This is a genomic window from Vibrio sp. E150_018 (assembly GCF_053544035.1).
The window spans coordinates 123,370-148,570 of the sequence record NZ_JBHGNY010000007.1 but is presented as its reverse complement, the minus strand read 5'-3'; the positions used below and the strand labels follow the sequence as shown (position 1 = coordinate 148,570).

The following is a 25,201-nucleotide window of genomic DNA, read 5'->3' as shown; positions in this document are numbered from 1 at the left end:
AAATTGAAAATCAAAGAAAATAGATGACTTTTTAGAGAAGAAAAAGGATGTGACAAAGCACAAATTCAGCCAATAAACCGACTATTAAGATTATGATAAAGAAAATGATTTCCTCACTATTTATTCGTGATATTGATGTATAACAGTGGTCATAAGATTAACCAAAGACATTTTTGGATACTGGTGCAGTTTGCTTATTGAAAATATCTTCAATTTTAATTTCGTACTCTTGATTACCAAAAATATTCACCATTTGAGCCAAAAAAAGCTCGGCACAAGATATCGAATCAATTAAAGCATTATGAGCAGGATATGCTGGTAGGTTGTGTTTTAATCGAACATCGGTTAACTGATAACTACAAGTTTCAGGGTGCTGAATGTAAGTTAAACATTTCTCGATTTTTAAAGTATCTACCCACACGATAGGTAATTGGTCAATACCAAATTTTTGTTGTACATAGTGATCAATAAATTGCTTTTCTACCACTGCGCCATGCACCAACACTACTTTACCACGCATCATTTCGAACAGCTTGTCCATGGTTTGGTCAAGTTCATGTCCATTTTCAAGCATTTCAGGCACGATATGATTAATAATAGCACTTTCTGAATTAATCCCCTCCGAACCGGTAAGGTAAACATGCTTTGCCATTTCCACATCAATTTTCGACTTAACCATTGGAACTGTGCCAATACTAAGAATCGAACACTTCAGTGGGTTAAGCCCTGTGGTTTCAAAATCTAAAGCTAAAAAGTGTAAAGAATCTACAGGTGTACCCAATTTGGGAACAGGATAAGAAAGTAATTGTCGTAAGCCATCTGGCCATTGGTCATTAATAGAAATACGTTTGCGGGCATCTTCAATTTTAGTCAGAGGATGACCAAATAACTGCGACTTAATATGCTCAAACATCTATTTACCTTATCGAATTATAATACCAATCGTACTATTTATCTGCTCATCCTTGCTTGTTAAAAAGCTCGATAACTTGGTTAAAAATTTTGATTGTAGAATCACTACTTATCGAAAATTCCTGCCTTGTTCTCAAGCCTTTTTCCTACGCAATTTCTGATCATCTAATTAGTGTAATTGGTATAAAAGTATTCATCTTCATTAAACGAACAAAAACCAGCGAGTCAATTCGCTGGCTTTTAATTGTTATATACTCATATAACTTTCTTTATCACTTAGAGCAGCAACTTATGATTTAGATTTTGCTTCAATTTGAGCATCTTCTACTTTGTTATCTACTGCTTTCACAAGTAATAGACCAACTGCTAATACAATCGCACCACACAAAACAAATACGAAGCGTCCCCATAGTGGATTTGGAATAACAAACATTGCCATTACACCGATACCTGCAACACTAATTAGTGTGCCAAGCATGCGACGTTGTTTGTTATCTAAATTTTGTTGTTCTGTACTTTCGTTTACTAGCGGTGTAGCAAGGTTAGTAAAGAATAAGTCAACATCTTTTTCACGGTGTGGAGCAAGCTTCTTATAGAACAGTGTTGATAACATGAAGAAACCACCAGTGAAGACAATGTGAGCAACTAGACCAATCGCAACTTTCAAGTCAGACCATTCACGCTTAGTCAGTTCTTCTAAGCCAAACCATGCTGAAACGTGCTCTGCAGTGATAACGAAACCTACGTAGTAAGACACAAAGCCACCGACAACTAGCGTACCCCAACCAGCCCAATCTGGAGTCTTACGGATGAAGAAACCAAGGAATGCAGGAATAGTCATTGGGAAGCCAATTAACGCACCAACGTACATCATTGTATCAAACAAGCTCAGACCTTTCAGTGAGTTGATGAACAAGGCAACCATGATAATCGCTAGGCCGAAGAAAGTAGACGTTAGTTTAGAAACAAATACCAATTCTTTTTCAGTTGCATTTTGGCGGAGTACCGCTTGGTAGAAGTTCTTAACAAAGATACCGGAGTTACGGTTTAAGCCTGAGTCCATAGAAGACATAGTTGCAGCAAACATGGCAGCAATCAGTAGGCCAACCATACCGATAGGCATGTATTCTTGCACGAAGTATAGGTAAGCAAAGTCAGCTGCTTTACTACCCGCTTCTGGATAATGTGCTGATAAATCCACACCCTGACCTGCAATGAACCAGCTCGGCATGAACCAAATGATTGGGCCAATGGTCATCAAGATACAAGCTAGAAGTGCTGCTTTACGTGCGTTTTTAGAATCTTTTGCCGCTAGGTAACGATAAGAATTAAGCATGTTGTTGGTAATGCTGAACTGCTTCACGAAGATGAAGAATGCCCAGATACCGAAGATACTTACATAATTAAGATCACCACCAGTCATAAATGATTCTGTTGGGAAATTGTTTACTATGTTAGTTATACCGCCACCTTGAATCATTGCTACAACCGCAGCAGTAACCGTTACTGCCATGATAATAACCATTTGCATGAAGTCAGATGCGATAACCGCCCATGAACCACCCGTTACTGACATGATAAGTACTACCAGACCCGTTAGGATGATTGTAGTATTCATATCAAAACCAAAGATACCAGAAGCAATAATCGCTAGACCATTCAACCAAATACCTGCCGAGATAACACTGTTAGGCATGCTTGACCAAGTAAACACTTGCTCATTGCCACGACCAAAACGCATACGAATGGCCTCAATTACGGTAATAACACGTAATTGACGGAATTTCGGAGCGAAATATACGTAGTTCATTAAATAGCCAAATGCGTTAGCAATAAAGATAATTGCGACTGCAAAACCATCGTTATAAGCTTTACCTGCGGCCCCTGTAAAAGTCCATGCACTAAATTGTGTCATAAATGCAGTAGCACCAACCATCCACCAGAGCATGTTACCACCCCCACGGAAGTAGTCACTGGTGTTACTAGTAAATGTGCGGAACATCCATCCAATTGCGATTAAGAAGAGGAAGTAGATTCCGACAATGGCAGTATTTAAATCAAGTTCCATCGTGATATCCTTTTTTGTAATTTTGATTTCGAAAACAATATAACGAACAAAAAACTCATTTGTAGTACAATATTGCCATTGCGTGACCTTCATCGACTTTCAACCCTACGATTTTGTATGACAAGTGATCTAAGTCAATAAAACCATTACCTACAAACAGACAGATATCTCACCAGCATAATTAAAAATACCTTCAATATAAAAGTTAGTCCTTACCCGCATTACTTATAACCTTATGAAAGCTTAGTCATTAAACAAAAAATTTGTGAAACAAGAAAAATATCAACTCATAAAATTAACGATTAAATTTTATGCAAATACTTTAAAATGATCGAGAGCACACTTTTTAAAATTGGATAACCAAGGACATTATTGAATAATAAAAATTTCTACGTCCTCACATTAAGTCATACAATAATAAGTTACATTATTACCAACTTAATGGCGGAGTATTAATATGAAAAGGATAGTATTAAGTTTAGTAGTTAGCTCATTATTAATGGGTTGTACAATCACTTCTGGTGACGCGACACCAAGTACAACAACCGCCGCTCAAACAGGCGACCTCATTCAAGATGGCCAACTAACAGACTTTAGAGCGAATAGTGGTAGTAGTGATATTTGGATAAAACACGCAGACAAAAATGCAGGCCTTGGTGATGTCGGTAGCTCAAAAGATACCGCCTTTGATGATGAAGGCTCAGCTCGTATACGGTTTATGAGTGCAAATGATGATTTCTCTGCTAAGCCTGGTTTAACCCAAGATATTTCAGGGTTGCAACCTAATACAGATTACACTTTATCTTTCTACTACTACGATAAAAAAGGCAACAACTCTCTTAGCGAATTAGATGTTGGCTTAAAAGATATCTCCGGAAAAGTCATTGCATCCAAAACCCTTCACGCTCGTGATGTCTCACAAAACCCATCGGGCGCAGTTAAAAGTGGATTTAAGTTAACGACTCTAGATTTCAATTCCGGTAGTAATACAAATGCACAAGTCTTCTTATATATGTCAATCACGGATCCAAGCCAAATTGATAAAAATGGTGATATTGGTAAACAAACAGAAGTTCGTGTAGATGAATTCAAAATCACAAAAAATAATCATTTCATAAAATGACTATCGAACAATTTTCTCTAAAAGCTTATAAAATAAAGGTGCTAGAACTAGAAGTTGAATTGTAGAGCCTTATTTTCATCAAAAGAAAACCATTAATTAATTTATTTAGATCACACTTTTCGATCTAATCACCTTAAAAATATGAACGATATAAAATAAGTCGATCTATTTCACATACACCAGCCCATAACTTATTTATATTTTATTTGTATTATTTAATTCTAATAATACAAGCAAGAAAATGAGAATGTGGTTCATTTTACGATCACTTTGCTGACTCATTTCACAGTTACCCATTAGAAACCATAACTACACAGGACGTTGGATATGTTCAAATTAAATAAAGTTTTACTTGCTACTACTGCCGCTCTACTTGCTACAACAGCAGTGAATGTAAATGCTGCTTCTGTTGATATTCGTCATGAGTACAAGCATGAGACTGAATCAAACAATAACCGTATTAAAATCGGCGGCAGCACTTCAACAGACTTAGGTAAACATTACTACAGCGTTGAAATGAAGTTTGCAGGTAGAGATGGGACCTATGGCTTTGATGATTTAGAGCGCGGTGATTCAGAAGTTGTTTACGAATTCAAACACTATGTAACAGACAAATTCTATGTACAACCTGGTATGCCAATTACCATGGGTGATGAGCGTGTAACCTATAAACCACAACTACGTATTGGTTATGAGTTTGATTCAGGGATTACCACTAAACTGCGTTACCGTCATGAGTTCCGCGATTATACTTCATCTAAGGAAAATGGTGAGACATGGCAAAAAAGTAAAGTAACTGCAAACCTAGATTATACGTGGAACAACATGATCCAGCTTGGCTTTGAAGCGAACTATGAGAAAGCACATGAAGGTGATAACTGGATTTTATACAATAACAAAACTTGGAACTACGATTACAACCTAAAAATCGGTTACAAAAACGAAAGCAACTGGCGCCCTTATGTTGAGTTCGGTAACGTAAGTGAAGGCAGTAAAGAAGGTGGTCGTCAATTACGTAGTCGTGTAGGTCTTACTTATAGCTTCTAATCATTTAAGAAGTTATACAATAATTAAAGTCAGGCATATAGTCTGACTTTTTATTATCTAATGCATAGTAAGTTTATCGTTTAATTCATGGCATTAGAGAAACAACCACACCAAAGAAAGCCTTTCCCTTTACGTTAGCTTCTCTTTATAAATTAATGGTCAACTAGTAATAGAATGAACCGTTCAGAGTTGAATTCAGGGAAAGATTGGGAAGGTTGTTGTGGGTAACTAAATTACTTCAAAGTGGGGATAAATTAAGCGTAAGAATAAAATAACGTACGCTTAATTGGAGGTATTATTCTTAATTATGTTGAGTAGATAGAGAATAGAAAGTCGCTTGAACGTAGTCACTATCATCGCCGGTATTATTTTGATTATAAACACCCGCTTTGAAATACATATACTGACCAGCATCAGCATAACCACTGCCGTGCATATCAATTGTTTTGCTCACATAAGTATTATCTAAGCGCACAATAGAGACGGTTAATTTATCTCCGACCACTTTAATTTGATAGCTGAACTTTTCATTTAATGCGATACCATTCGATGGATTACTCGCAGAATCACTTTTACTACCAATAATCTCATGCCAATATTCACTGCCATTGCGAGTTTCATGGGCAAAATAGATTGAGCCTTTAGAGTTATTAGGTAATTTACGGTAATACAAACGAACCGGCTCATCATCGTTGGCATGAATTTGACCGATAATCACTCGCCCAATTTGGTAACCTTTACCACCTGTCGTGACATGGTTGACGGCTAACGTGGCATTTAAAACCCCATCTATCCCACCCGCTTTAGCTTGTTCTGAAACTGGTGCAGAAGAAAATACCCAGTTATTTTTATTCACACCTTGTGTTTTAATACTGGTATCACCTTGGCGAAGCATTCCACGTAATTCTGTTCGGGTATAACTAGTATTAGTTGACGTTTTAGGACCATTTACTCCGACTCTAAATACCATGCCGCCATCACTCTCAGATGTATAAAAATAATTTTCTAGCTCATAGCCATTATTTAACTTTTCTTCAGAAATACTGTCAGATTTACCATTATCATCTAGATCAATTGGTGCACCTAAATACCATCTAGTTAAATCAAAGTTACTAGATGGCTGCAACATAGGATCTAAATCAAAGCGACTAGATGGTGATATTAATGAATCAAAATCTGGTTTTTCTGCATCAGTGCTAACTTCATCAGTCGCATTATTATCTAAAGCGCTATCATCTGAATCTGACGAAGACGATCCCCCACCACACCCTGCTAAAATAGCGGATATTGACAGTACTAACGTTGTTTTTTTCATCCATGGCTTCATTGGTATTTCCTTAATGAAAGATCACACTAAACATGCCGCTACAGCCATTAGTGATTATCCTAATTAACATTCAATAATAATCTTCCAAAGCCATCATTAATCATACAAAAAGATCGCAATAGTGTGATATTAATAACATAAATCTCAACATTAACCTCACTTAAAGCCTCACCAATAAATATTTGATCCAGATCACCAAAAAATAAAAATAAAACTTTAAATACAGCAACTTAACAAAAAACAACCATTCTCACATTTATATTATTTCATCTTATAAATTAATTTATCTTCAATGTAGATCACGAATCCAACATCAATTTTAACAAACAATTGTATTATTAAATTATAACATTCAAAATAATAAACACATTAATCAATAAGTGATGAACTCAAGGATAGAGAAAACATTTTTGACACAAGCATGACTTAACGCATTACGTAAACGATTCCGAAAAAACTATTTCAAAGAACCGGAATAACAAAAAGGTTCGACTAACTATTAGGATGATAATTATGAAATTAAAACCAATTGTACCTCTGATGTCATTGATATTTGCAGCCACGCTTACAGGCTGTAACTTTGATGGTTCAAGTGATGATTCAAATAATAGTTCCACAGATAGCGGTAGTGGCGAAACAGTGCCAACACAATCGACATCACCACTTGCTGATAGTTTTTGGAATATTTCAGGTAACAATACGACTACATTAAGTGGTGTAACAACTTATTCAACAGATCTGCCAAATGTCTACGTGTTCAATGGTGAAACACAATATTATTACGATGATGATACCTCATTCGGTACTTATGTCGTTACCGAAACACCAATTACTGAAGATATTGAAAGTCAAACACTATCATTTACTTACTATGATGCATCAGGTGCGACACCAATTGATGGCACTTATAGTGTAACTAGCGGTGCATTAACTATCGAAACGGGTGCCTTTGGGACACTAACTGGTACTGATGAATCTGCTAATACCGCTGTTACAGATGCAGTAACTACAGCAAATGAAGATGCTGGAATTGTTATCGGATCAGGTGAAACTTTTGATGAATATACAACTGGTACAAATATCAGTGAAGCGAACTCTGTTTGGGTCGAATACAATACTATTCTTACGGATGGTTTACCATCCACTGCAACGGTAAGTTCTGACTTCGCTAATAGTGGAAGTAATTCTTTACTAATTCAAGATTTAGACTCTTCGAATAAACCTTTTGTAACACGAGAATTTTCAGCTGGATCTTCAACTTCTGGTAGCATCTCATTTGATGTATATATCCCAAGTTCGAATGAAAAAACCACTTATATAAATGTAGGTACAGGTAAAAATAATTCAGATCGTTATTTTGAGTTGAGACTTTCAGGTAGTGGTAAAGTTGAAGTCGAATCAGGTGATTCTGATAAAGAAATTGGTGCAATTACTAATGATGAGTGGAATTCATTATCCCTCGCTTGGGATGGTGATAATATAACCATCACAATTAATAATGAGAAAGTTACTATGACACAATCTGAAACGGGATTAACTGCAACCAATACACCATCTCAACTTACCTTATACACTGGTGATACATCTGGTGATGCAAACAAAGCTTACTTTGATAACATCAGTTCTGATTTATTCTAATAATATAAATTATTTACACCAAAAAGGACGCTCCTCAGCGTCCTTTTTAATGCCTCATATTAATTCTCAATTTAATAACTTCACTACCGATAGTTAGAAAGCATTCTTTTCTGCAACTGAGGTTCACTATTCTTATTTAATACCCTACCGATCCAAAGCGCAATTTTGCGGCATCTTGCAAGTCAGCAATAATTCTAAAAGCATCTTTTAAGTGCTGGCGTTCAAAGCTACCAAAGTTATTCGGGTCAATGTAACTATCTGGTGTCACGCCATTTTTTAGTTGTTGTAATTGATGATTATATCGAAATTGAGCAATAAAGTGGTATGAGCCGATAATGTTCTTATAAGCATCTTCACTTAAAATTCCTGCTTCTTTGGCGGCAGAAAAACGACGCTCAGTATTAGATGAATCACACTCAACTGCTAACCCATAAATACGCGCCAAATCGATAATTAAATTAATTGCATACTTTTTAATATTCAATACTTTAGTTTGTTCACCATTTTTTTCTAACACAAAACTATTAAAAATCCCTAGAGGTGGATTGGTATTAACGGCATCACGAACCAATGCCGGCAAGAAGCTATTGTTTTGTTTAATATTCTTATGCATTTCATCGCGGAGCGTTTTAGTTAATTCGCCATTACCATAAATAGAACGAATTTCTAAAAACACACTGATATTGAGTAAACATTCATATTCAGGATTATTTACCCACTTTTTGTAATATTCTTTCCATACTGATAATGGTTGGCACCACTTCGGCGTGGCTGCCATATATTTACCAGTACATAGTGGATAACCACAGCGATCTAAGCCATTTGATACATAAGCACCTAAATGTCTAAAGTAGATTTTATCACTGTCGGTCGCATCATCAGACAAAATTAACGCTGTATCTTGATCAGAAGTAATATTCAATTCATTACGGGCATGTGAGCCAGCGCTAATCCAGTTAAAATCACAAGGCGGTTCGCCCAGTTTATCTAACGCAATCTGAATTAAGCGACGGGTATAAGCATCCATAATCATCGACATCACTTTACCGATGATCTCAGACGATACCTTCCCTTCAACCAAAGCTTCAAATATGGCTTGACGTTCTGAAGTTAATTGGGACAACTCAGATACACTATTGGTGTACTTAATTTTTTCAATCAAGAAGATAGCTTGCATTCGGTGATTTTGTACCAAATGGGTCGTGGTCAATAAACCTACCGCCTGACCATCTTTCACTACTGGAATATTACGTATATTGTATTCCATCATCATAGAAGCGGCTTCAAGGATAAGCGCATCAGGGCTTATCACATAAGGGTCTGGTGTCATCACGGTTTTAATTGGATCTTGCAATGGTGCTTCTAATGCGATCACACGCTTAGTCATATCACGGTCGGTGATCAAACCAACAATGCTGGCATTTTCATACACAACCGCACACGAACAACGCTTTACGATTCGCATTTCATGGGCCACATCTTTTATCGACATGTTGGCGTTAACTACAGCAATCACGCCGCTTGCCACATCCCTTACACGTTTAATAAACAAGCCTTTATCTTTGTTCGACCACACTACATCATGAGCTGTAGTCAAACGAACATCAGCTTGAGAAGCAAAGTATTCTGCGTATTCAGGCTTGCGTTCAAATAAACGCAATAGTGCTGAATGAGGAATTAAATAAAGTAATGAGTTTTCTATTGCGGCTGCGGTATAGCGATTATCTTCACTGGTAGTCTCGCCAAGGAAGGTAAAACCAAAGATATCGTCTCGCCCTAAACGGGAGCGTAATTGACCATCGAGTTTTCTTTGTTCCATTGCGCCAGTTCGCACAATATAGAGGTATTTTTCCGATAGAGCGCCACATGGATCAATGACTTCACCACAACTGATATAAGTAATTTGAACAATGCTCGCAAGCTCTTGAATATCCTCTTTCAATAAATTATTAAAAGGTTCTATAGTCGATATATATTGCTCTATATTGGCAAGAAGTGAGTCATTCATAGATACTCTCTATTTAATATTATTATAATATTTAATTGCTATTAGATTATATACTCAAGTAACTTAGATATAAACCTATAAAAAAAAGCAGTGGAATCAACTTCCACTGCTTAAATGATATAACTTTGAGTATCAATAAAACACGAATTACTTAGTTTAACTCTGGTAAACGATGCTTAGATTCTTGCAAGTGGTTTGCAGAAGATGCTCTGGCTTTATCTGCATTACCCGCCATAATGGCTTCGTAAATATCACGGTGTTCTTGCAAACATAACCCACCTTTTTGTGATGAGTGTACAATGAAGTTTTTGTACATCGTCATCAAAATATTACCAAATGGTAAGTAGAAATCATTACCAGTTGAATTAAAAATCAAGTTATGGAAATGCATATCGACTGCTGTCCATTCAGCTTGATCAAAAAACTCTTCTTCTGCTTTAGCTGCAACATCGCACATTCTTTGGAAGGTTTCTGATAACTCAATGCGTTGTTCCACAGTGGCATTTTGCGCAGCAAGTGCACAAGCTTCTGGCTCAATCGCACGACGCAAACCTAAGAATTGATGAAAGAAAGTATCATTATCGATAAGACCATCCATCCACTCAATTAATTGAGGATCAAGAAAATTCCAATTCGCACGTGCAACGACACGAGTGCCAATCTTCGGGCGAGACTCTAATAAACATTTTGAAGTAAGTAGCTTTACCGCTTCACGAAGTGCGGTGCGGCTTACGCCAAACTGCTCACACAAAGCCATTTCACCAGGAATAATTGAGCCTTGCGGTAATTTACCAGATAAAATGCCGCGTGCGATTTCACGTGCAACTTGCACATGCAAGCTACGCTTGGAGCCTGAAATTGAATTAAATTCATTTGTCATCATCATTCTTCTTATATAGATTCTTGTCTTATTTATGGACATTGTATCACTATAACGCCCTTGCTCCAGTATTTAAAAACAAGGTTTAGGTGATATGCGTCACTTATTTATAGATAGCCCCCCTATTTTCAAAATATTGTCCTTCCGTCAGTTTAGATCGAGTTCACATTATTCGTCAATAATAAGCCAATCTACACCTCATAATTTGACGAAAATTGGTAATATTGTATTATTAATATTCTTGAGTTACTAAATACTCGCTTTCATTTAGTTATACGTTCTTAGCGTTGTTCTCAAGATGCCTACTTTATTTGTCTATTACTTTTAAAGTGGTGATAGTTTTTATCACTCGAGTAATTTGACACGTTGGAATTCGCTTTATAGCCAGTGCTTTACTGGCTTTTTTCCATTTTGAGAGAGACCTAATGACCGAAGAAAGTTTCAGTTTCACCCCTATGACCTATCGGCTTAATGTCTATATCGCTCAACAAATTGCTAGCCAAATAATCTGTGGCCAACTACCTGTCGGGTCAAAGCTGCCTAATGAATTAGATTTATGCCAACGATTTGGTGTCAGTCGCACCGCTTTAAGAGAATCCATCAAGTTATTAGCGTCTAAAGGTTTAATTAGCTCTAAACCTAAAGTAGGTACTTTTATCCAACCACGTAAGTACTGGCAATTTTTAGACCGTCAATTACTGGAATGGCTCAAAGACAGTGAAGATCCTCAGCATTTTTTAAAACAATTCTTAGGGTTACGTAAGTCGATTGAACCAGCAGCTTGTGCATTTAGTGCTGAGTTTGCTACTACAGAACAACGCCAGCGCTTAACTACTCACTTCAATGCAATGGAAAAAGCGAGTAAAAATCAAGATGCCGATGCTTGGACGTTGGCAGATCTGAATTTTCATTCTTTGATTTTCCAATCAACTTCAAACGACTTCTTTACTCCTTTTGGTAATGTGTTAACGACGGTTTATCAATGTTTCTTTAACCATACTTCGGTGCGAGGACATTTTTGTATTAAAGAGCATCGTGCAGTTTATCAAGCGATTATAGATAAAGACCCAGCAGCCGCCAGAATGGCTTCTAATATCTTATTGAAAAACAACCATGAGTTGCTGTCGCTAAACCCTGCGTAGACGACTCTTTACTGTTGTAACCATCCATTTGAAGCCCCCATTAAAAAAGCTCATTTCACACTGACATGAAATGAGCTTTTAGTTTTTATATCCTCTAGTTTTTCTGAACGTTAAAGCTATACCCAAAGTCATTGGAATTGCAGTGAGGCGACAAGTTAATAAGGTCCTATGAGCTTAATTTACCTAAATGATTGAGGTAAATGAACACCACCAACAAAGCTGCAGCTTCAAGTTCAAATGGTATAAGCTTATTGTCCATTAGATATAATGATTTCTTCGGTCACTTGTCTTATCGCCAAACGGCTTTTATACAAGTGATTACCTGCCCACAAGATCAAGCCCCCTATCACGATGAAAGTCAGCATATCGTAACCAGTTTCAAATATGGCACCAACTAAGATAATTAACGCACCTAACACTTGCGATAAACGCCCTAAGTAAGCGCCTTGCTTGCCATCAACTAAGGCTTCTTCTTGCGCACTAATTGGTGTGGCAAGGTTATGATAAAAGATTTCTAACTCTTGCTTACGCACACCTTGAGGTTCTTTATAGAACACTGAAGATAAAGCAAAGAAACCACCGGATATCACTATTTGTGCCACCAGCATCGCCACTACCGTTAAATCCACACTTTCACGATGAGTAAAGGCATCAGCACCAAATAACGGTAATAGCCAATTCACATCAAATACAAACTGCATAAAGCAAGACACTAACAGCCCAACAATCAAGGTTGCCCACGCTGACCAATCTGGCGTTTTAACAAACACTAACGCCAACAAGGATGGGATCACCAAAGGCATTTGCAATAACGCGCCAAATAGCATCATCAAATCAAAGAAACTGTATTCTTTTATCGACGCAAACAATAAAGCTGCACCAATCGAAATTCCCCCATTAAATAAGGTCGAGATCTTACTCATACGCATTTGCTGAGTTTCAGTCGCTTCTGGGTTAATCACCGACTGATACACATTACGCACGAAAATCCCCGCATTCCGGTTCAGTGCTGTTGTCATTGGCGCAATTGTTGCGGCAATCATCGCGGCGAGCACTAAGCCAAGTACCCCTTGCGGCATGTAGTTTTGAATAAAGAATAAATAAGCGGCATTATTCGCACTTGTGCCTAGATTTGGATAAAAGGTTTGCAGATCGACATGCATAGTTGCCGTTACCCAAGGTGGGATAAACCACATGATTGGGCCAATAACAAACATTAAACCTGCTACCCACGCTGCTTTTCTGGCTTCTTTTTCATTCACGGTAACGAGAAAACGATAACAAGACATCGCATTATTGGTGCTCATAGTTTGCTTGGCCATGATAAACACCACCCACACCACAAAGATCTGCCAGTAGTTGATATCGGTTCCCATGAAAGATGGAATTTCTGATTTTTCAATTAACTCAACCGGACCACCAATATAAATTAATGCGTAAGCACCTACGGTTAAGGTAATCGCCATTAACAAAACCAATTGAATAACATTGGTTGCAGAAACCGTCCAAGAGCCTCCACTTACGGCAATAAAAGTCACTAATATACCTACGCCAATAATGGTGATATATAAATCAATGTGAAAAACCGCCGCAACAAAGATTGCCAAGCCATTAAGCCAAATAGCAGCTGAAATAGTGGTTAAAGGAAATTGCAACCAAGTAAAAACTTGTTCCGAGGTTTTACCAAAACGCTTACGTATCACTTCCATTGCGGTATCAACACGTAGTTTGCGATAGCGAGAAGCAAAGTACATGGCGGCCACAAAAAAGCCTAAAGCATTACCCCAAAATAAAAACAAAACGGCTAAGCCATCTTCATACGCTTTGGCTGCCGCACCAGTGAATGTCCAAGCAGAGAATTGCGTCATAAAAGCGGTCGCGCCTGCCATCCACCACATCATGGCACCGCCACCGCGAATAAAGCCTGAAGAGGTTTTAGCAAAGCGTTTAAATATAAAAGCCGCAACGATAATAAAAACAAAATAGCCAGCAATGATGGAAATATCTAAGCTATCCATTGTCGAAAAATACCTCACAGTAAACAGAAAAAACCGGAATACCCTATACCCAGAGAACAAGGCATATAAACATTCCGGCTTAAGTAGGTTGGTTAGAGATCAGCAGCCCTTAAGAACAACTTATACTTTGTCATATAACTTATAGCTGAGCCGTTGCTCCCGTCCATTGGTATTGCACGCCGTTGAATTCGACTTTGTGCTCACCTTCAGGATTCGGTTTATTAGAAATCGCAAATACGTACTTCTTACCTGTGGTTAAACTGATTTCCACGATAGTGCCTGTCGCGTTATGACCAATGACTTGCACCGCTTCAACTAATCCACGAGCCCCTACAGAGGCTTCAATTGACTCATTAAAGTAACCGTGGGTTTCAAGTACTGAAGCAAACACATGATCTTTGGCTTTTTGACGCAAAATCAAAGTCGGCTCTGAACGTAAGTTGAAATCAGGATCATTGGCACCCGTGCGAGCAAAGATCACTTGGCTGCCTGCTGGTGCGCTAGAGACTAGGCTGTAGTAGCTAGAATCATGTAACCAACTAACTAATGAGCTGCCTTCTACCTTACCTGAAGCCACATTCCACAAATGCTGGTAACCATCTGAACCACCTAATGGGCGCAACTTGCTTTCCGTTTGGTAATCAAAATCGGTACGAATAATTTGGCCTTTATGGTGATAAGGCAGATCATATTCATGCTCTGCATCCGCAATAATACGGTACACATCAATCACAAGTGGTTTTTCAAATTCTTCTAGCTCAGGCAGTAATATGCTACGTTGCATATCCACACCGTCGTAGTACTCAGAAATGGTGCCGCTCATAGCTTGGAATTTTTCATCTTCGGTTACGAAAAAGTGCTTCTGACCGAATTTAGATTCCGCTAAAGCCGTATTGAAGTTATTTTGTGTTTTTTGGTCAACGACAACTGTGTTATGGGCTACCGTTTGCTTACAGTAAGATTTATTTTCTGGGATATAACGACCGCCAAATTTAGGCTCCACGTTTACCCAACGACCAAAACCATAATCATGTAGAACTTCGTGACCACGGTTAAATACACTTAGGTGTAAACCATCGTAGTGACCATGATCTAACGCGGAATGATATTGGTGATCCGAACCATGTTGACCAAACCAGATCAGTGCCATGGTGTCATCATCTTTTGCATCACGGTGACGAAGAATACTCACACCACCTTTCTCACCTTGTGGGCCATCAGTCATAAACAAGCTGCCCCAGCTGAAAGGTTTAATTTCATCAGCAGCTTCAACGGCTTGAGATAAAGTTAGACCAGCTTTGTGTACCCACACATTTTGTTGGTGGTTGGCCATACCGAGCAATACTTCTGTTTGCTCATAACGGTGATAACACACAGACGTTGCCATGATCACACCTTCATCGTTAATGCTGATGGTTTTCGAGGAATCGTTAAGCGCTGGTAACGTTCCCTCTGGGAAAGCGGTTTTAAATACGGCGTATGACGTGGTTTTGATCACTGAATCGTTGAATTCATAAATACCCAACTCTGGTTGACGACGCTCAATCGCTTCGGCAAACAAGTAAATTGGACGCAATGAGAAACGGTGGTAGTACGGACCTTCCATGTAGTAGCCATCTGGCGAGAACAATTGATCAAGCTGAGCTAAGAAACCACCGCTTACTTTGTCCATTTTTAGACCGTATAACGCTTTATCTACAGACTCTTGGTCATTGATCGCGTAACCACAGATACCCACTGCCGCAACCGCCCATAGACCGTGGTTGTGTACGATGTCGAAGTCATGGCCGTAAGTCACGACAAACATGTGGATCATGTGTTTGAACAAGTCGTCTTCAATCTGACGTTTTTGCGACTCTTCAAGTGTGTGGTAAACACAGCTATAGGCACATGATGAGTACAGCATCCACATGTTTTCATTCAATGTTTGGTGGAATAGTTTGCCCGGAGGATTACTGTCACGGCTAACATTGCTTTCTAGTTTTGGATATACCGTTGCGTACGCGGTGAGTAGTTCAACAATATAGTCACGGTATTTTTTCTCACCGGTGATCAGGAATAAACGACCCGCAAGATCCATGTGAATGTAGTTTTGCTTATGGCGGTTATGCTCGTAACCACCACCTTCACCGTGCCCTGGAACTTCAATACCCACATCTGCCATATACGCATCGGTTTGAGCAATATCGCGAGCCAGTGCATTACCTAGCAGAGTATCTTTACCTAACTCTTTTGCTAGTTCAGCCGCTTCTTCAAAATTCATTAATAGTGGTTGGTAATTCATTCTTCTTTCCTACTTCTTAAATCTAGATAGATGACTTGGCTTGTACTTATTTCGCTTGTACTTCTAATGAATAGAAACCATTCCATTGATAAGTTTTGTCATCGACTGAAACTTGGTGCGCTGTGGTATCTGTCGCAGCCAATTGATTGCTGACCATAAAAGTCACCACCGATTGTTGCGTTTGAATTTCAACCACAGAGCCAACTTGGTTGTGGGCAATCACACGTACGTCTTGAACTTGACCACGCGCATTCACCGATTGTTCAAACTCTTCGTTAAAGTAACCATGCGTTTCTAAAACGGATGCAAATAAGCTTGATTGACCTTTGGTACGTAAGATAAAGGCAGGCTCACTACGCAAGTTAAAACTTGGATCATTAGCACCTGTGCGCGTGAAGATCACTTCGCCATCATTGTTGGAGCTAGTGCCTAACCAAGAGTAGTAAGTATTATTTTGTAACCAGCTCACTAAAGCGCTGCCTTTCACTTCACCACTTGCCACATTCCACAAGTGTTGGTAACCGAAGTTATCACCTAGTGTGTCTAATTCTTGGTTGGCTTGATATTCAAAGTTAGTGCGAACAATTTGACCGTCATATTGGTGTGAATAGTCAAATTGATGTGCCTTGTCGTCTTCCGATGTTAAACGGTATAGATCGAGTAACAACGGCGCTTCTAACTCATCGAGTTTTAGCATGAATACACTACGTTGCATGTCAAAACCTTGGTAATGATCATTAGCAAACGCACTCATGCCATTTACTTTTGCGTCTTCTACTTTAAAGAAGTGCGGCAAGCCATGAACCATATCGGCTTCATCAATTGAGAAGTTATTCTGGCATTGCTCATCAATCGTTACGGCATTGTGTGCAATCGTTTGACGGGCATACGATTTATTCTCGTCAAGGTAACGGCCACCAAACTTAGGCTCAACATTCACCCAACGACAGAAACCATATTCACGTAATACTTCTTGACCACGGTTGAAGTAACTAATACCTAAAGTATCAAAGTGGCCGTGATCCATACCATGTTGGCCATAGTTCATGACTAGTTGGAACACATCTTTGGTTTGATCTTGCATGCGGATAAAACCTTGCGCGCCATTGTGACCTTCTGGGCCTTCGTTTAATTCCACACTTGGGAAGAATGGCAAACCAATATCGTTCGGGCGTTCATTTTGTGCTTTTTCAAAGGCGCGAGATAACTCTAGACCACAAGCATGCATCCATACTTGATTTTGAATTTTCGCCATACCAAGCAAGTTATCATCTAGGCCGTAGTGCTTGCTGTATAAGCTCACTGCAACTTGTACGCCCATATCGGTAATACCCATAGTATGAGATGAGTCATTCAATGCTGGGAATTCACCATTTGGATAAGCGGTGGCAAGTAGCGTTTGAACCGTATTGCCAATCACTTTGTCTTTAAAGTTATAAATGTCTAACTCAGGTATGTGACGGTGCAGAACTTCTGCAAATACACATAAAGGACGGATCGCAAAACGGTGGTAGTAAGGACCTTCCATGTAGTAACCAGAAGGCGCAAACAATTTAGAGATTTGTGCTAGGAAACCACACTCGCCCATTTCTTTTTTGTCAGCGTTATTTTTTTTGCTAGCGTTAAAGCTATCTAAGCCAAATACGGCCATTTCTAGGTATTCACGTTTATCAATCGCTAAGCCACAAATCCCGACTGCAGCAACCGCCCACATTCCGTGGTTATGAATACGGTCAAAATCATGGCCATATTTCACAGTAAACATTTCAAGCATAGGCTGGAATAAATTGCTTTCAACGTGATTGCGCTCTGTCAGCGACATGAAGCCTTTCACGCAAGAATACGCCAGGCTCGAATACATGAGCCACATGTGTTCGTTTAAGATCTGATGGAATAAACGACCGGTTGGGTTAGTATTTTTTTGAACATGAAAATCAAATTGCAGGTACTTGTCGGCATAGATCGTCAAAAGCTCAGCCACAAAGCGAGCGTATTTTTCTTCTTTGGTGACGAGATAAAGACGACCTGCAAGGTTCATAAAGTGATAGTTTTGCTTATGACGATTGTGTTCATAACCCCCCGCTTCACCATGTCCAGGTACGTCGTAACCTAAAGCGATAAAGGCATCGACATCTTTTTTAATGGTCGCAATAGTCTTACCCATCAAGCTGTTACGGCCCACTTCTTTCTGCAACGCTTTCACTTCTGCAGTGTTAAGCAGTACAGCTGATACTTCATTTTTCATCTTAAACCTCAAGCGACGATACAAAACCTAATTAAACCAATCACGAAAAAGTAATACAATAAGGCTTGAATTTCATCTTTGTTTTACTAAACGAAGATATGTGTCACATTTATAAACAACGATAACACTGTGATCTACCTAGCCTCAAACCTTGATTATTCATGCGTAATTCTCATTGTTAATAGTATAATTATAAAAATTTATTTGACTTAGGTCACGAACATCTAGACCTATTGTATTACAAATTGTTTTTTGCGTTATGATGGTTTCATCAATTGAAATCGAAATGAATAGAAAGACATTGGAGAGAACACATGAGCATATTCTCAAGCAACTTTTTTAAATTTGACGAAAACGAATGGGAAGTTTTAGGCGGCGGTATTAAGCGTAAGATTGTTGGCTATACTGATGACCTTATGGCCGTTTACGTTCACTTCGAAAAAGGTGCCGTTGGTGAACCTCATAGCCATGATATCCATGACCAAATTGGTTATGTCGCTGAAGGCAGCTTCGAAGCAGAAATCGACGGTGTAAAACAAGTGCTAAAAAAAGGCGATGCATACCTTGCTCGTAAACACTTTATGCACGGCGCAGTTGCTCTTGAAGAAGGCAGCGTATTACTGGATGTATTCTCTCCAGTACGTGAAGATTTCTTAAAATAACAGCTTGGATTAGGTGAACAAATGACAACATTCAATATTGCAGTCATTGGCGAATGTATGATTGAACTGCAAAAATCAGGCGAATTCCTAACGCAAAAATTTGGTGGTGATACGCTTAATACTGCGTTGTATCTTGCTCGCCTAACCAAACATACTGCTATTAAAACAAGCTACATTACCGCACTTGGTCGTGAAGGCTTTAGCCAAAACATGATTGATAGCTGGTCAAAAGAAGCGATTGATACTCAACACATCCTTCGTTTTGAAAACAAGCAACCCGGTATGTATTACATCGAAACCGATGACACTGGTGAGCGTAGCTTCTACTACTGGCGTAATGATGCCGCTGCGAAATATATGTTTGATCAAGCGGAAAGCGCTCAACTGATCGAAACATTATCAACCTTCGATGCGGTTTATTTAAGTGGTATCACATTAGCTATTTTGACTGTTCAAGGTCGTGAACAGTTGTTCACACTACTTGGTAAATTGAAAGCCAATGGTAGCAAAGTGATTTTTGATAATAACTTCCGTCCAAAATTGTGGGCATCAGTTGAAGAAGCACAACAAGCGTATCTGAAAACACTATCGTTCTGTGATATTGCTTTGTTGACATTCGATGATGAACAAGACCTATTTGGTGACGACAATATCGAACAATGCATTGCTCGTACTCAAGGTCAAGGCGTTAAAGAGATTGCGATTAAACGTGGCAGCAAAGATTGCGTTGTTGTGGAAGAAGATAATATTCAATACGTTGCAACTAAACCAGTTGATAATGTAATCGACACGACTGCTGCAGGTGACTCATTCAGTGCGGGTTATTTAGCAAGGCGTTTAAATGGTTACAATGCGAAAGACTCTGCACTATCAGGTCACAAAGTCGCTGGTACTGTTATCCAACATCAAGGCGCGATTATTCCAAGTGATGCCATGCCTGACATCGGCCTATAAAGATTAGCTCCTAAAAACAGGTCAATTAACGACCAGTTTGTAAAATTTAAGGATTTGAAAATGTCTAACTTAGATCAACAACTTGCTGACTTAAAAGTCATTCCAGTAATTGCACTGAATAAAGTTGAACACGCGCTTCCACTTGCGAAAGCGCTAATGGAAAACGGCATGCCTTGTGCAGAAATCACTTTCCGTACAGAAGCTGCTGTCGGTTCAATCAAAGCAATGCGTGAAGCTTACCCAGAGATGCTGATTGGCGCGGGTACCATTTTGACACCTGAGCAAGTTGATCAAGCTATTGAAGCTGGTGTTGATTTTATCGTAAGCCCAGGTTTAAACCCAACGACGGTAAAATACTGTCAACAAAAAAACATGCCAATTGTTCCGGGTGTGAACAACCCAAGCCTAGTTGAGCAAGCAATGGAACTAGGTCTTAAAACCGTTAAGTTCTTCCCAGCTGAGCCATCTGGTGGCGTTGGTATGTTGAAAGCATTAACCGCTGTTTATCCAGTGAAATTTATGCCAACTGGCGGCGTAAGTTTATCAAACATTGATGACTACCTATCTATCTCAGCGGTACTTGCTTGTGGCGGAACCTGGATGGTTCCAACTTCTCTTATTGATAACGAGCAATGGGACGAGTTAGGTGCATTAGTTAAAGATGCAGTAGCAAAAGTAAACTAATTTATCATTCTCACCCCGAATGATGCTTTTGCCCCAGCTCCCCCAGCTGGGGCTTTTTTATTTATATTTCATCCATTTAAATAGAGAGACTTTCTACCAAGTGGTATGAATACCTACAATTATCGTCATAATTCACGAGGTAAGTAATGAAAATTCAAGATATTAAAGTATTCGTTTGCAGTCCGGGAAGAAACTTCGTCACCGTTAAGGTCATCACTGAAGATGGTACTTACGGTTTAGGTGATGCGACGGTCAATGGGCGCGAGTTAGCCGTGGCCACCTACTTAGAAGAACACGTTGTTCCTTGCTTAATTGGTCGTGATGCACACAGTATTGAAGATATTTGGCAATACCTATATCAAGGCGTGTATTGGCGTCGTGGGCCAATCACTATGGCTGCCATTGCCGCCATTGATATGGCTTTATGGGATATTAAAGGTAAAGTCGCTGACCTACCGGTTTATCAACTACTTGGTGGTAAATGCCGTAATGGTGTCAGTTTGTATGCCCATGCCAATGGCGAAAATATTGACGATACATTAGATAAAGTCCAAGAATGTATCGACCAAGGCTTTAAAGCCGTCAGACTGCAATCGGCTATTCCTGGGTTATCTGAAACTTACGGAGTATTAGGCGATAAAAAAGATTACTTCGAGCTACAAGGCAATCGCCCACTACCGCCAGAGCAAGAGTGGTCAACGGCAAAGTATTTCAAACTTGTCCCGGAATTATTCCAAAAAGCTCGCGAACGTTTTGGCGACCAAGTTCACTTCTTACATGATGTCCATAGCCGTCTCACCCCTATCGAGTCCGCTAAATTAGGCAAGATGTTAGAAGAATATAACCTGTTATTCTTAGAAGATGCATCGATTGCCGAAAACCAAGAAAACTACAAACTTATTCGTCACCACACCACCACGCCTTTAGCATTAGGTGAAACTTATAACACGATATGGGATTGTAAAGATCTGCTGCAAAACCAGCTGATTGACTATATTCGCGTCGCAGCAACTCATGCCGGTGGGATTACCGGAGTGAAAAAGATCTCTGACTTTGCCGCCGTTTACAATGTTCGTACTGCTCCTCATGGCGCACCGGATCTTTCTCCAATTTGTTTCGCCGCGCACATGCACTTAAATATTTCAACCCATAACTTTGGCATTCAAGAGTTCGTTGGGTTTGGTAATGAAGAATCTAAAACCATCTTTAAACATGGTATGACTTTAGAAAATGGCATGCTTGTTATTAATGATGCTCCGGGACTTGGTGTCGAGTTTGATGAAACCAAAGCCGCAGAGTTTCCTTATAAGCGTTCATATCTGCCAGTAAGTCGTTTAGAAGACGGTACTTTGTGGCACTGGTAATCCAGTATTTAAATAGAATTTAGGAGAATTCCATGACAAACAAACTGAAAGTATTGGTATTCGGCACCGGATTTGCCGGACAAGGCCACGCACAAGCATTCCGTGATGCTGGCGCTGAAGTAGTAGGCATTGTTGGCCGCACCCCAAACATCGTTGAAGAAGTCGCGAAAAAAATTAACGTTCCTTATTTTGGTACCGATTGGCAACAAGCATTAGAAGCTTGCCAGCCGGATATTGTATCGATTGCAACGCCAGGTGGCGCTCATGTGGAGCCAATCAAGCAAGCTATCCAATTTGGCTGCCATGTCTTTTGCGATAAGCCATTAACCGAAGGTGGTGATTCAGCGCAGGAGTTGTATCGACTGGCCGAAGAAAAACAAGTGAAAACGGCTTTTGCGGCAAGCTTCCGTTATATGCCACACATTATGCAAGCGAAAGAATTAGTGGCTCAAGGCTGTATTGGTGAGCCTCGTGAAGTTGAGTGTATTTCACACTTTAATCTCGATCCTTACATTCCTTTTGGTTGGTCACATACCATTGAAAATGGCGGTGGTCGTTTAAATAATAACTTCACTCACTTAGTGTCGATTGTCACATCGGTGGTAGGTGAAAATATTTTAGCGGTACAAGGCGAAGTTCGTAATGATATGCCGAAAGCGCCAGTGGTTTCAGGGGTACATAACTTTACTGAGCGTCGTAATTTCATTCCAAAAGACATCAATGATCCAAGCCTAGAATGGAAAGACTGTAATGTTGAATGGTCTTATACGGTATTAATGAGGATTGAAAACCGACTCCCTGCCGCTCAGCCGGTTTCAGTTTTATTCAAACATGGTGGCTTAACTCCACGCTTTAATGAAGACCATATCGTTTTCCACGGCAGTAAAGGGTCGATTTACATCAAAGGTCACTATGGCAATGGCCCACTGTATCTATGGGGTGAAAAAAAAGAATGGGTAGAAGTTGAATTGCCACAACATATTGCAGATGAACTACCGCAAATCGAAGATGATACCCAAAGAAGTTGGACGCACTTAGCGAAACAATTAGTGCAGGATTTACAAGGCGAAAATATAGAACCGTATCAAGGTTTTAAAGAAGGCGCGGAATACCAACAAATCATCGACCACATTCGTAAAAATGATCGTTGGTTAAATTTGAACTAACAGCAATTTTCTCAGATAAGTCATAAACAAAAAAAGCCCCACGATAATGTGGGGCAAAATACTTCAACCTATAAGAGCAAATCAGTGAAGCATAGGATTAAAAACATTTATTGATCAAGCGTTAATTTATAAAAGCTAACTTGCGTGTAATCCCCCGCTTCCATACCATCATTAGTACATTGAGATGAACCAGTATTACATTGGTTGTATGCACCTGCTTTAAAGTACATCCAATCTTGTGCGTAGCTAGTATCTTTCGCTTCACCTGGGTACGGCTTGCTTAAATCAATATCAAAAGTTTTCACAATTTCAGTCGGCTCACCAATATTCTTTTTGAATATCAGGTGCATAATATTACCTTCAACATTGATATCATAAGAAAAGACTTCCCCTAGCGCGATACCATCTTCTGGTGATGGATCAGATTGCTTTAAGCGGTTGTGTCCAAATACATCGTGTTTGATATCTTTACGGTCAGCTTTGTTTTTTGGGTTCGTTTCATAGTTCCAAGAAAGTGAGCCTAGAGTATGGTTAGGTAATTTGCGGTAAATAATCTTCAATGGTTCGTTGTTTGAACCATGGATTTGACCAATAACGACCGCATGTGCGCCAGATTTTGAATCATTACCACTGGTGCTCACCCAATCCACTTTCAATACAGCTGATAAGTGACCACCAATAGCACCATACTCTTTGGCATTATCATTCGCTGCAACAGCAAAATTATTGTTTGGAGCTTTATATTCTGTTCCTAACATTGCACGTAATTCAGTGCGAGCATTCTTACTATTTGGAGTCGTTACTGCATGGTTTGGAACCCTAAATACCATCGCGCCAGATGCTGGATCGGTAAAGAACCAATCTGGATGTGAGAATGGAGGAACATGGTTGTTTAACTGTTCTTTTGATAATTCCATCGTCTTACCTTGACGCTCTGGTTTATTATCTGGATACGGTAAGTTGATTTTCCATTTAGATAAGTCAAAATTTTCAGTAGGCGCTTTATTGGCATCAAGCAGCTTGATCAATTCTGCTTGGGTTGCAGTCTGATCGGCTATGGTGGTCGAGGTGGTGTTTGATTGTTCTGCTGTCGAGCAACCCACTAATAAACCTACAACAATCAATCCTAAATACACTTTTTTCATTATAGATACATTCCTTAATTCAGATAATAACTGCGTCTCTAATGCAAAAAATAATAGCGTAATATTGTATTACTTAATGTGATATGAGTAGATTTCTCATGTATCCATTCAACTACAAGTAACTAAAGAGGCAGGCTGTTAATACCAAATCGATGACTTAATTGGTCACCTCTACCTCATGAAACCTTTATATAATTAAAGTTCTTCACCTAACCAAAGCCAAGAATCAAATTAGCTTCATTGCGGAATCATAAGTGACCTAGCACAACTCCCATTAAGTTGTATCATCAACCGCTTTAAACGCTGGATAATGACTACGATAATGACCAAAACCTGAGGCTTAAACGATATTAAAGCCTTGCCATGACAAATAAACACTTAATTAAAAACACTTTATAAATCAACAGATATTTAAATAAAAGTGCCTTTTTAACAAAGCAAGAATGAAAGCCATTTATTAATGTACAATCATTTTGGCCTACTCAAATAAAATAAAAAACCAACCATAAACTTTTTCATATAAAAATCACAATT

18 protein-coding genes are annotated in these 25,201 nt (G+C 39.1%); 9 read left to right on the top strand and 9 right to left on the bottom strand.

What is annotated here, in order from left to right:
* Positions 1 to 157: 157 nt before the first annotated feature.
* Positions 158 to 913, bottom strand: coding sequence for an exonuclease domain-containing protein (locus ACE3G9_RS09370; protein WP_417880891.1), 756 nt, complete (start codon positions 911 to 913; stop codon positions 158 to 160).
* A 288-nt stretch (positions 914 to 1,201) separates the two neighbouring features.
* Positions 1,202 to 2,980 carry a sodium:solute symporter family transporter gene (locus ACE3G9_RS09365; protein WP_417880892.1) on the bottom strand — a complete coding sequence of 593 codons (1,779 nt, stop codon included), beginning with the start codon at positions 2,978 to 2,980 and terminating at the stop codon, positions 1,202 to 1,204.
* A gap of 457 nt (positions 2,981 to 3,437) precedes the next feature.
* Between ACE3G9_RS09365 and ACE3G9_RS09360 the strand changes: the two genes are divergently transcribed.
* Together ACE3G9_RS09360 and ACE3G9_RS09355 are read left to right on the top strand one after the other, a co-directional pair.
* Entirely contained in the window at positions 3,438 to 4,103 is a 666-nt protein-coding gene (locus ACE3G9_RS09360; protein WP_417880893.1) for a hypothetical protein, read from the top strand.
* 327 nt (positions 4,104 to 4,430) lie between these two features.
* On the top strand, positions 4,431 to 5,150 hold the full coding sequence (locus tag ACE3G9_RS09355; RefSeq protein WP_417880894.1) for an oligogalacturonate-specific porin KdgM family protein: 720 nt from the start codon (positions 4,431 to 4,433) through the stop codon (positions 5,148 to 5,150).
* Positions 5,151 to 5,451: 301 nt separating this feature from the next.
* On the opposite strand, the gene ACE3G9_RS09350 is transcribed toward ACE3G9_RS09355, so the two are convergent.
* Positions 5,452 to 6,477 (bottom strand): polysaccharide lyase family 7 protein, encoded by a 1,026-nt coding sequence (locus tag ACE3G9_RS09350; RefSeq protein ID WP_449218991.1) that lies wholly within the window; start codon positions 6,475 to 6,477, stop codon positions 5,452 to 5,454.
* 513 nt (positions 6,478 to 6,990) lie between these two features.
* Between ACE3G9_RS09350 and ACE3G9_RS09345 the strand changes: the two genes are divergently transcribed.
* Positions 6,991 to 8,115 carry a hypothetical protein gene (locus tag ACE3G9_RS09345; RefSeq protein ID WP_449218990.1) on the top strand — a complete coding sequence of 375 codons (1,125 nt, stop codon included), beginning with the start codon at positions 6,991 to 6,993 and terminating at the stop codon, positions 8,113 to 8,115.
* A gap of 136 nt (positions 8,116 to 8,251) precedes the next feature.
* On the opposite strand, the gene ACE3G9_RS09340 is transcribed toward ACE3G9_RS09345, so the two are convergent.
* Complete coding sequence (locus ACE3G9_RS09340; RefSeq protein WP_449218989.1) at positions 8,252 to 10,123, bottom strand: DUF294 nucleotidyltransferase-like domain-containing protein; 1,872 nt, start codon at positions 10,121 to 10,123, stop codon at positions 8,252 to 8,254.
* A 151-nt stretch (positions 10,124 to 10,274) separates the two neighbouring features.
* Positions 10,275 to 11,003, bottom strand: coding sequence for a FadR/GntR family transcriptional regulator (locus tag ACE3G9_RS09335; RefSeq protein WP_417880896.1), 729 nt, complete (start codon positions 11,001 to 11,003; stop codon positions 10,275 to 10,277).
* Positions 11,004 to 11,428: 425 nt separating this feature from the next.
* Between ACE3G9_RS09335 and ACE3G9_RS09330 the strand changes: the two genes are divergently transcribed.
* Positions 11,429 to 12,145, top strand: coding sequence for a FadR/GntR family transcriptional regulator (locus ACE3G9_RS09330; protein WP_417880897.1), 717 nt, complete (start codon positions 11,429 to 11,431; stop codon positions 12,143 to 12,145).
* Positions 12,146 to 12,393: 248 nt separating this feature from the next.
* On the opposite strand, the gene ACE3G9_RS09325 is transcribed toward ACE3G9_RS09330, so the two are convergent.
* The 3 genes from ACE3G9_RS09325 to ACE3G9_RS09315 all read right to left on the bottom strand — a co-directional run bounded on the left by ACE3G9_RS09325 (position 12,394) and on the right by ACE3G9_RS09315 (position 18,692).
* Positions 12,394 to 14,163 carry a sodium:solute symporter family transporter gene (locus ACE3G9_RS09325; protein WP_417880898.1) on the bottom strand — a complete coding sequence of 590 codons (1,770 nt, stop codon included), beginning with the start codon at positions 14,161 to 14,163 and terminating at the stop codon, positions 12,394 to 12,396.
* Between the two features lie 139 nt (positions 14,164 to 14,302).
* Positions 14,303 to 16,447: a heparinase II/III domain-containing protein gene (locus ACE3G9_RS09320; RefSeq protein ID WP_449218988.1), complete on the bottom strand. Its 2,145-nt coding sequence runs from the start codon at positions 16,445 to 16,447 to the stop codon at positions 14,303 to 14,305.
* A gap of 46 nt (positions 16,448 to 16,493) precedes the next feature.
* Entirely contained in the window at positions 16,494 to 18,692 is a 2,199-nt protein-coding gene (locus ACE3G9_RS09315; protein WP_449218987.1) for a heparinase II/III domain-containing protein, read from the bottom strand.
* A 314-nt stretch (positions 18,693 to 19,006) separates the two neighbouring features.
* On the opposite strand from ACE3G9_RS09315, the gene ACE3G9_RS09310 reads away from it, so the two are divergent.
* The 5 genes from ACE3G9_RS09310 (at position 19,007) to ACE3G9_RS09290 (ending at position 23,522) form a co-directional block, all read left to right on the top strand.
* Positions 19,007 to 19,354: a cupin domain-containing protein gene (locus ACE3G9_RS09310; RefSeq protein WP_237293514.1), complete on the top strand. Its 348-nt coding sequence runs from the start codon at positions 19,007 to 19,009 to the stop codon at positions 19,352 to 19,354.
* A gap of 21 nt (positions 19,355 to 19,375) precedes the next feature.
* Positions 19,376 to 20,308: a 2-dehydro-3-deoxygluconokinase gene (kdgK, locus tag ACE3G9_RS09305; protein WP_449218986.1), complete on the top strand. Its 933-nt coding sequence runs from the start codon at positions 19,376 to 19,378 to the stop codon at positions 20,306 to 20,308.
* Between the two features lie 60 nt (positions 20,309 to 20,368).
* Entirely contained in the window at positions 20,369 to 20,992 is a 624-nt protein-coding gene (locus tag ACE3G9_RS09300; protein ID WP_449218985.1) for a bifunctional 4-hydroxy-2-oxoglutarate aldolase/2-dehydro-3-deoxy-phosphogluconate aldolase, read from the top strand.
* Positions 20,993 to 21,138: 146 nt separating this feature from the next.
* Positions 21,139 to 22,356 (top strand): D-mannonate dehydratase ManD, encoded by a 1,218-nt coding sequence (gene manD, locus ACE3G9_RS09295; RefSeq protein ID WP_449218984.1) that lies wholly within the window; start codon positions 21,139 to 21,141, stop codon positions 22,354 to 22,356.
* Positions 22,357 to 22,388: 32 nt separating this feature from the next.
* Positions 22,389 to 23,522, top strand: a complete 1,134-nt coding sequence (locus ACE3G9_RS09290; RefSeq protein ID WP_449218983.1) for a Gfo/Idh/MocA family protein — start codon at positions 22,389 to 22,391, stop codon at positions 23,520 to 23,522.
* A gap of 107 nt (positions 23,523 to 23,629) precedes the next feature.
* Here ACE3G9_RS09290 and ACE3G9_RS09285 read toward each other — a convergent pair whose 3' ends face one another.
* Positions 23,630 to 24,667 carry a polysaccharide lyase family 7 protein gene (locus tag ACE3G9_RS09285; protein WP_449218982.1) on the bottom strand — a complete coding sequence of 346 codons (1,038 nt, stop codon included), beginning with the start codon at positions 24,665 to 24,667 and terminating at the stop codon, positions 23,630 to 23,632.
* Positions 24,668 to 25,201: the final 534 nt, after the last annotated feature.

Coding starts and splice junctions, on each gene's coding strand:
- ACE3G9_RS09355 (WP_417880894.1), top strand. CDS start 4,431: ATGTTCAAATTAAATAAAGTTTTACTTGCTACTACTGCCGCTCTACTT.
- ACE3G9_RS09300 (WP_449218985.1), top strand. CDS start 20,369: ATGTCTAACTTAGATCAACAACTTGCTGACTTAAAAGTCATTCCAGTA.
- manD (WP_449218984.1), top strand. CDS start 21,139: ATGAAAATTCAAGATATTAAAGTATTCGTTTGCAGTCCGGGAAGAAAC.
- ACE3G9_RS09315 (WP_449218987.1), bottom strand. CDS start 18,692: ATGAAAAATGAAGTATCAGCTGTACTGCTTAACACTGCAGAAGTGAAA.
- ACE3G9_RS09320 (WP_449218988.1), bottom strand. CDS start 16,447: ATGAATTACCAACCACTATTAATGAATTTTGAAGAAGCGGCTGAACTA.
- ACE3G9_RS09365 (WP_417880892.1), bottom strand. CDS start 2,980: ATGGAACTTGATTTAAATACTGCCATTGTCGGAATCTACTTCCTCTTC.
- ACE3G9_RS09330 (WP_417880897.1), top strand. CDS start 11,429: ATGACCGAAGAAAGTTTCAGTTTCACCCCTATGACCTATCGGCTTAAT.
- ACE3G9_RS09285 (WP_449218982.1), bottom strand. CDS start 24,667: ATGAAAAAAGTGTATTTAGGATTGATTGTTGTAGGTTTATTAGTGGGT.
- ACE3G9_RS09335 (WP_417880896.1), bottom strand. CDS start 11,003: ATGACAAATGAATTTAATTCAATTTCAGGCTCCAAGCGTAGCTTGCAT.
- ACE3G9_RS09345 (WP_449218990.1), top strand. CDS start 6,991: ATGAAATTAAAACCAATTGTACCTCTGATGTCATTGATATTTGCAGCC.
- ACE3G9_RS09290 (WP_449218983.1), top strand. CDS start 22,389: ATGACAAACAAACTGAAAGTATTGGTATTCGGCACCGGATTTGCCGGA.
- ACE3G9_RS09350 (WP_449218991.1), bottom strand. CDS start 6,477: ATGAAGCCATGGATGAAAAAAACAACGTTAGTACTGTCAATATCCGCT.
- ACE3G9_RS09340 (WP_449218989.1), bottom strand. CDS start 10,123: ATGAATGACTCACTTCTTGCCAATATAGAGCAATATATATCGACTATA.
- ACE3G9_RS09370 (WP_417880891.1), bottom strand. CDS start 913: ATGTTTGAGCATATTAAGTCGCAGTTATTTGGTCATCCTCTGACTAAA.
- ACE3G9_RS09325 (WP_417880898.1), bottom strand. CDS start 14,163: ATGGATAGCTTAGATATTTCCATCATTGCTGGCTATTTTGTTTTTATT.
- ACE3G9_RS09360 (WP_417880893.1), top strand. CDS start 3,438: ATGAAAAGGATAGTATTAAGTTTAGTAGTTAGCTCATTATTAATGGGT.
- kdgK (WP_449218986.1), top strand. CDS start 19,376: ATGACAACATTCAATATTGCAGTCATTGGCGAATGTATGATTGAACTG.
- ACE3G9_RS09310 (WP_237293514.1), top strand. CDS start 19,007: ATGAGCATATTCTCAAGCAACTTTTTTAAATTTGACGAAAACGAATGG.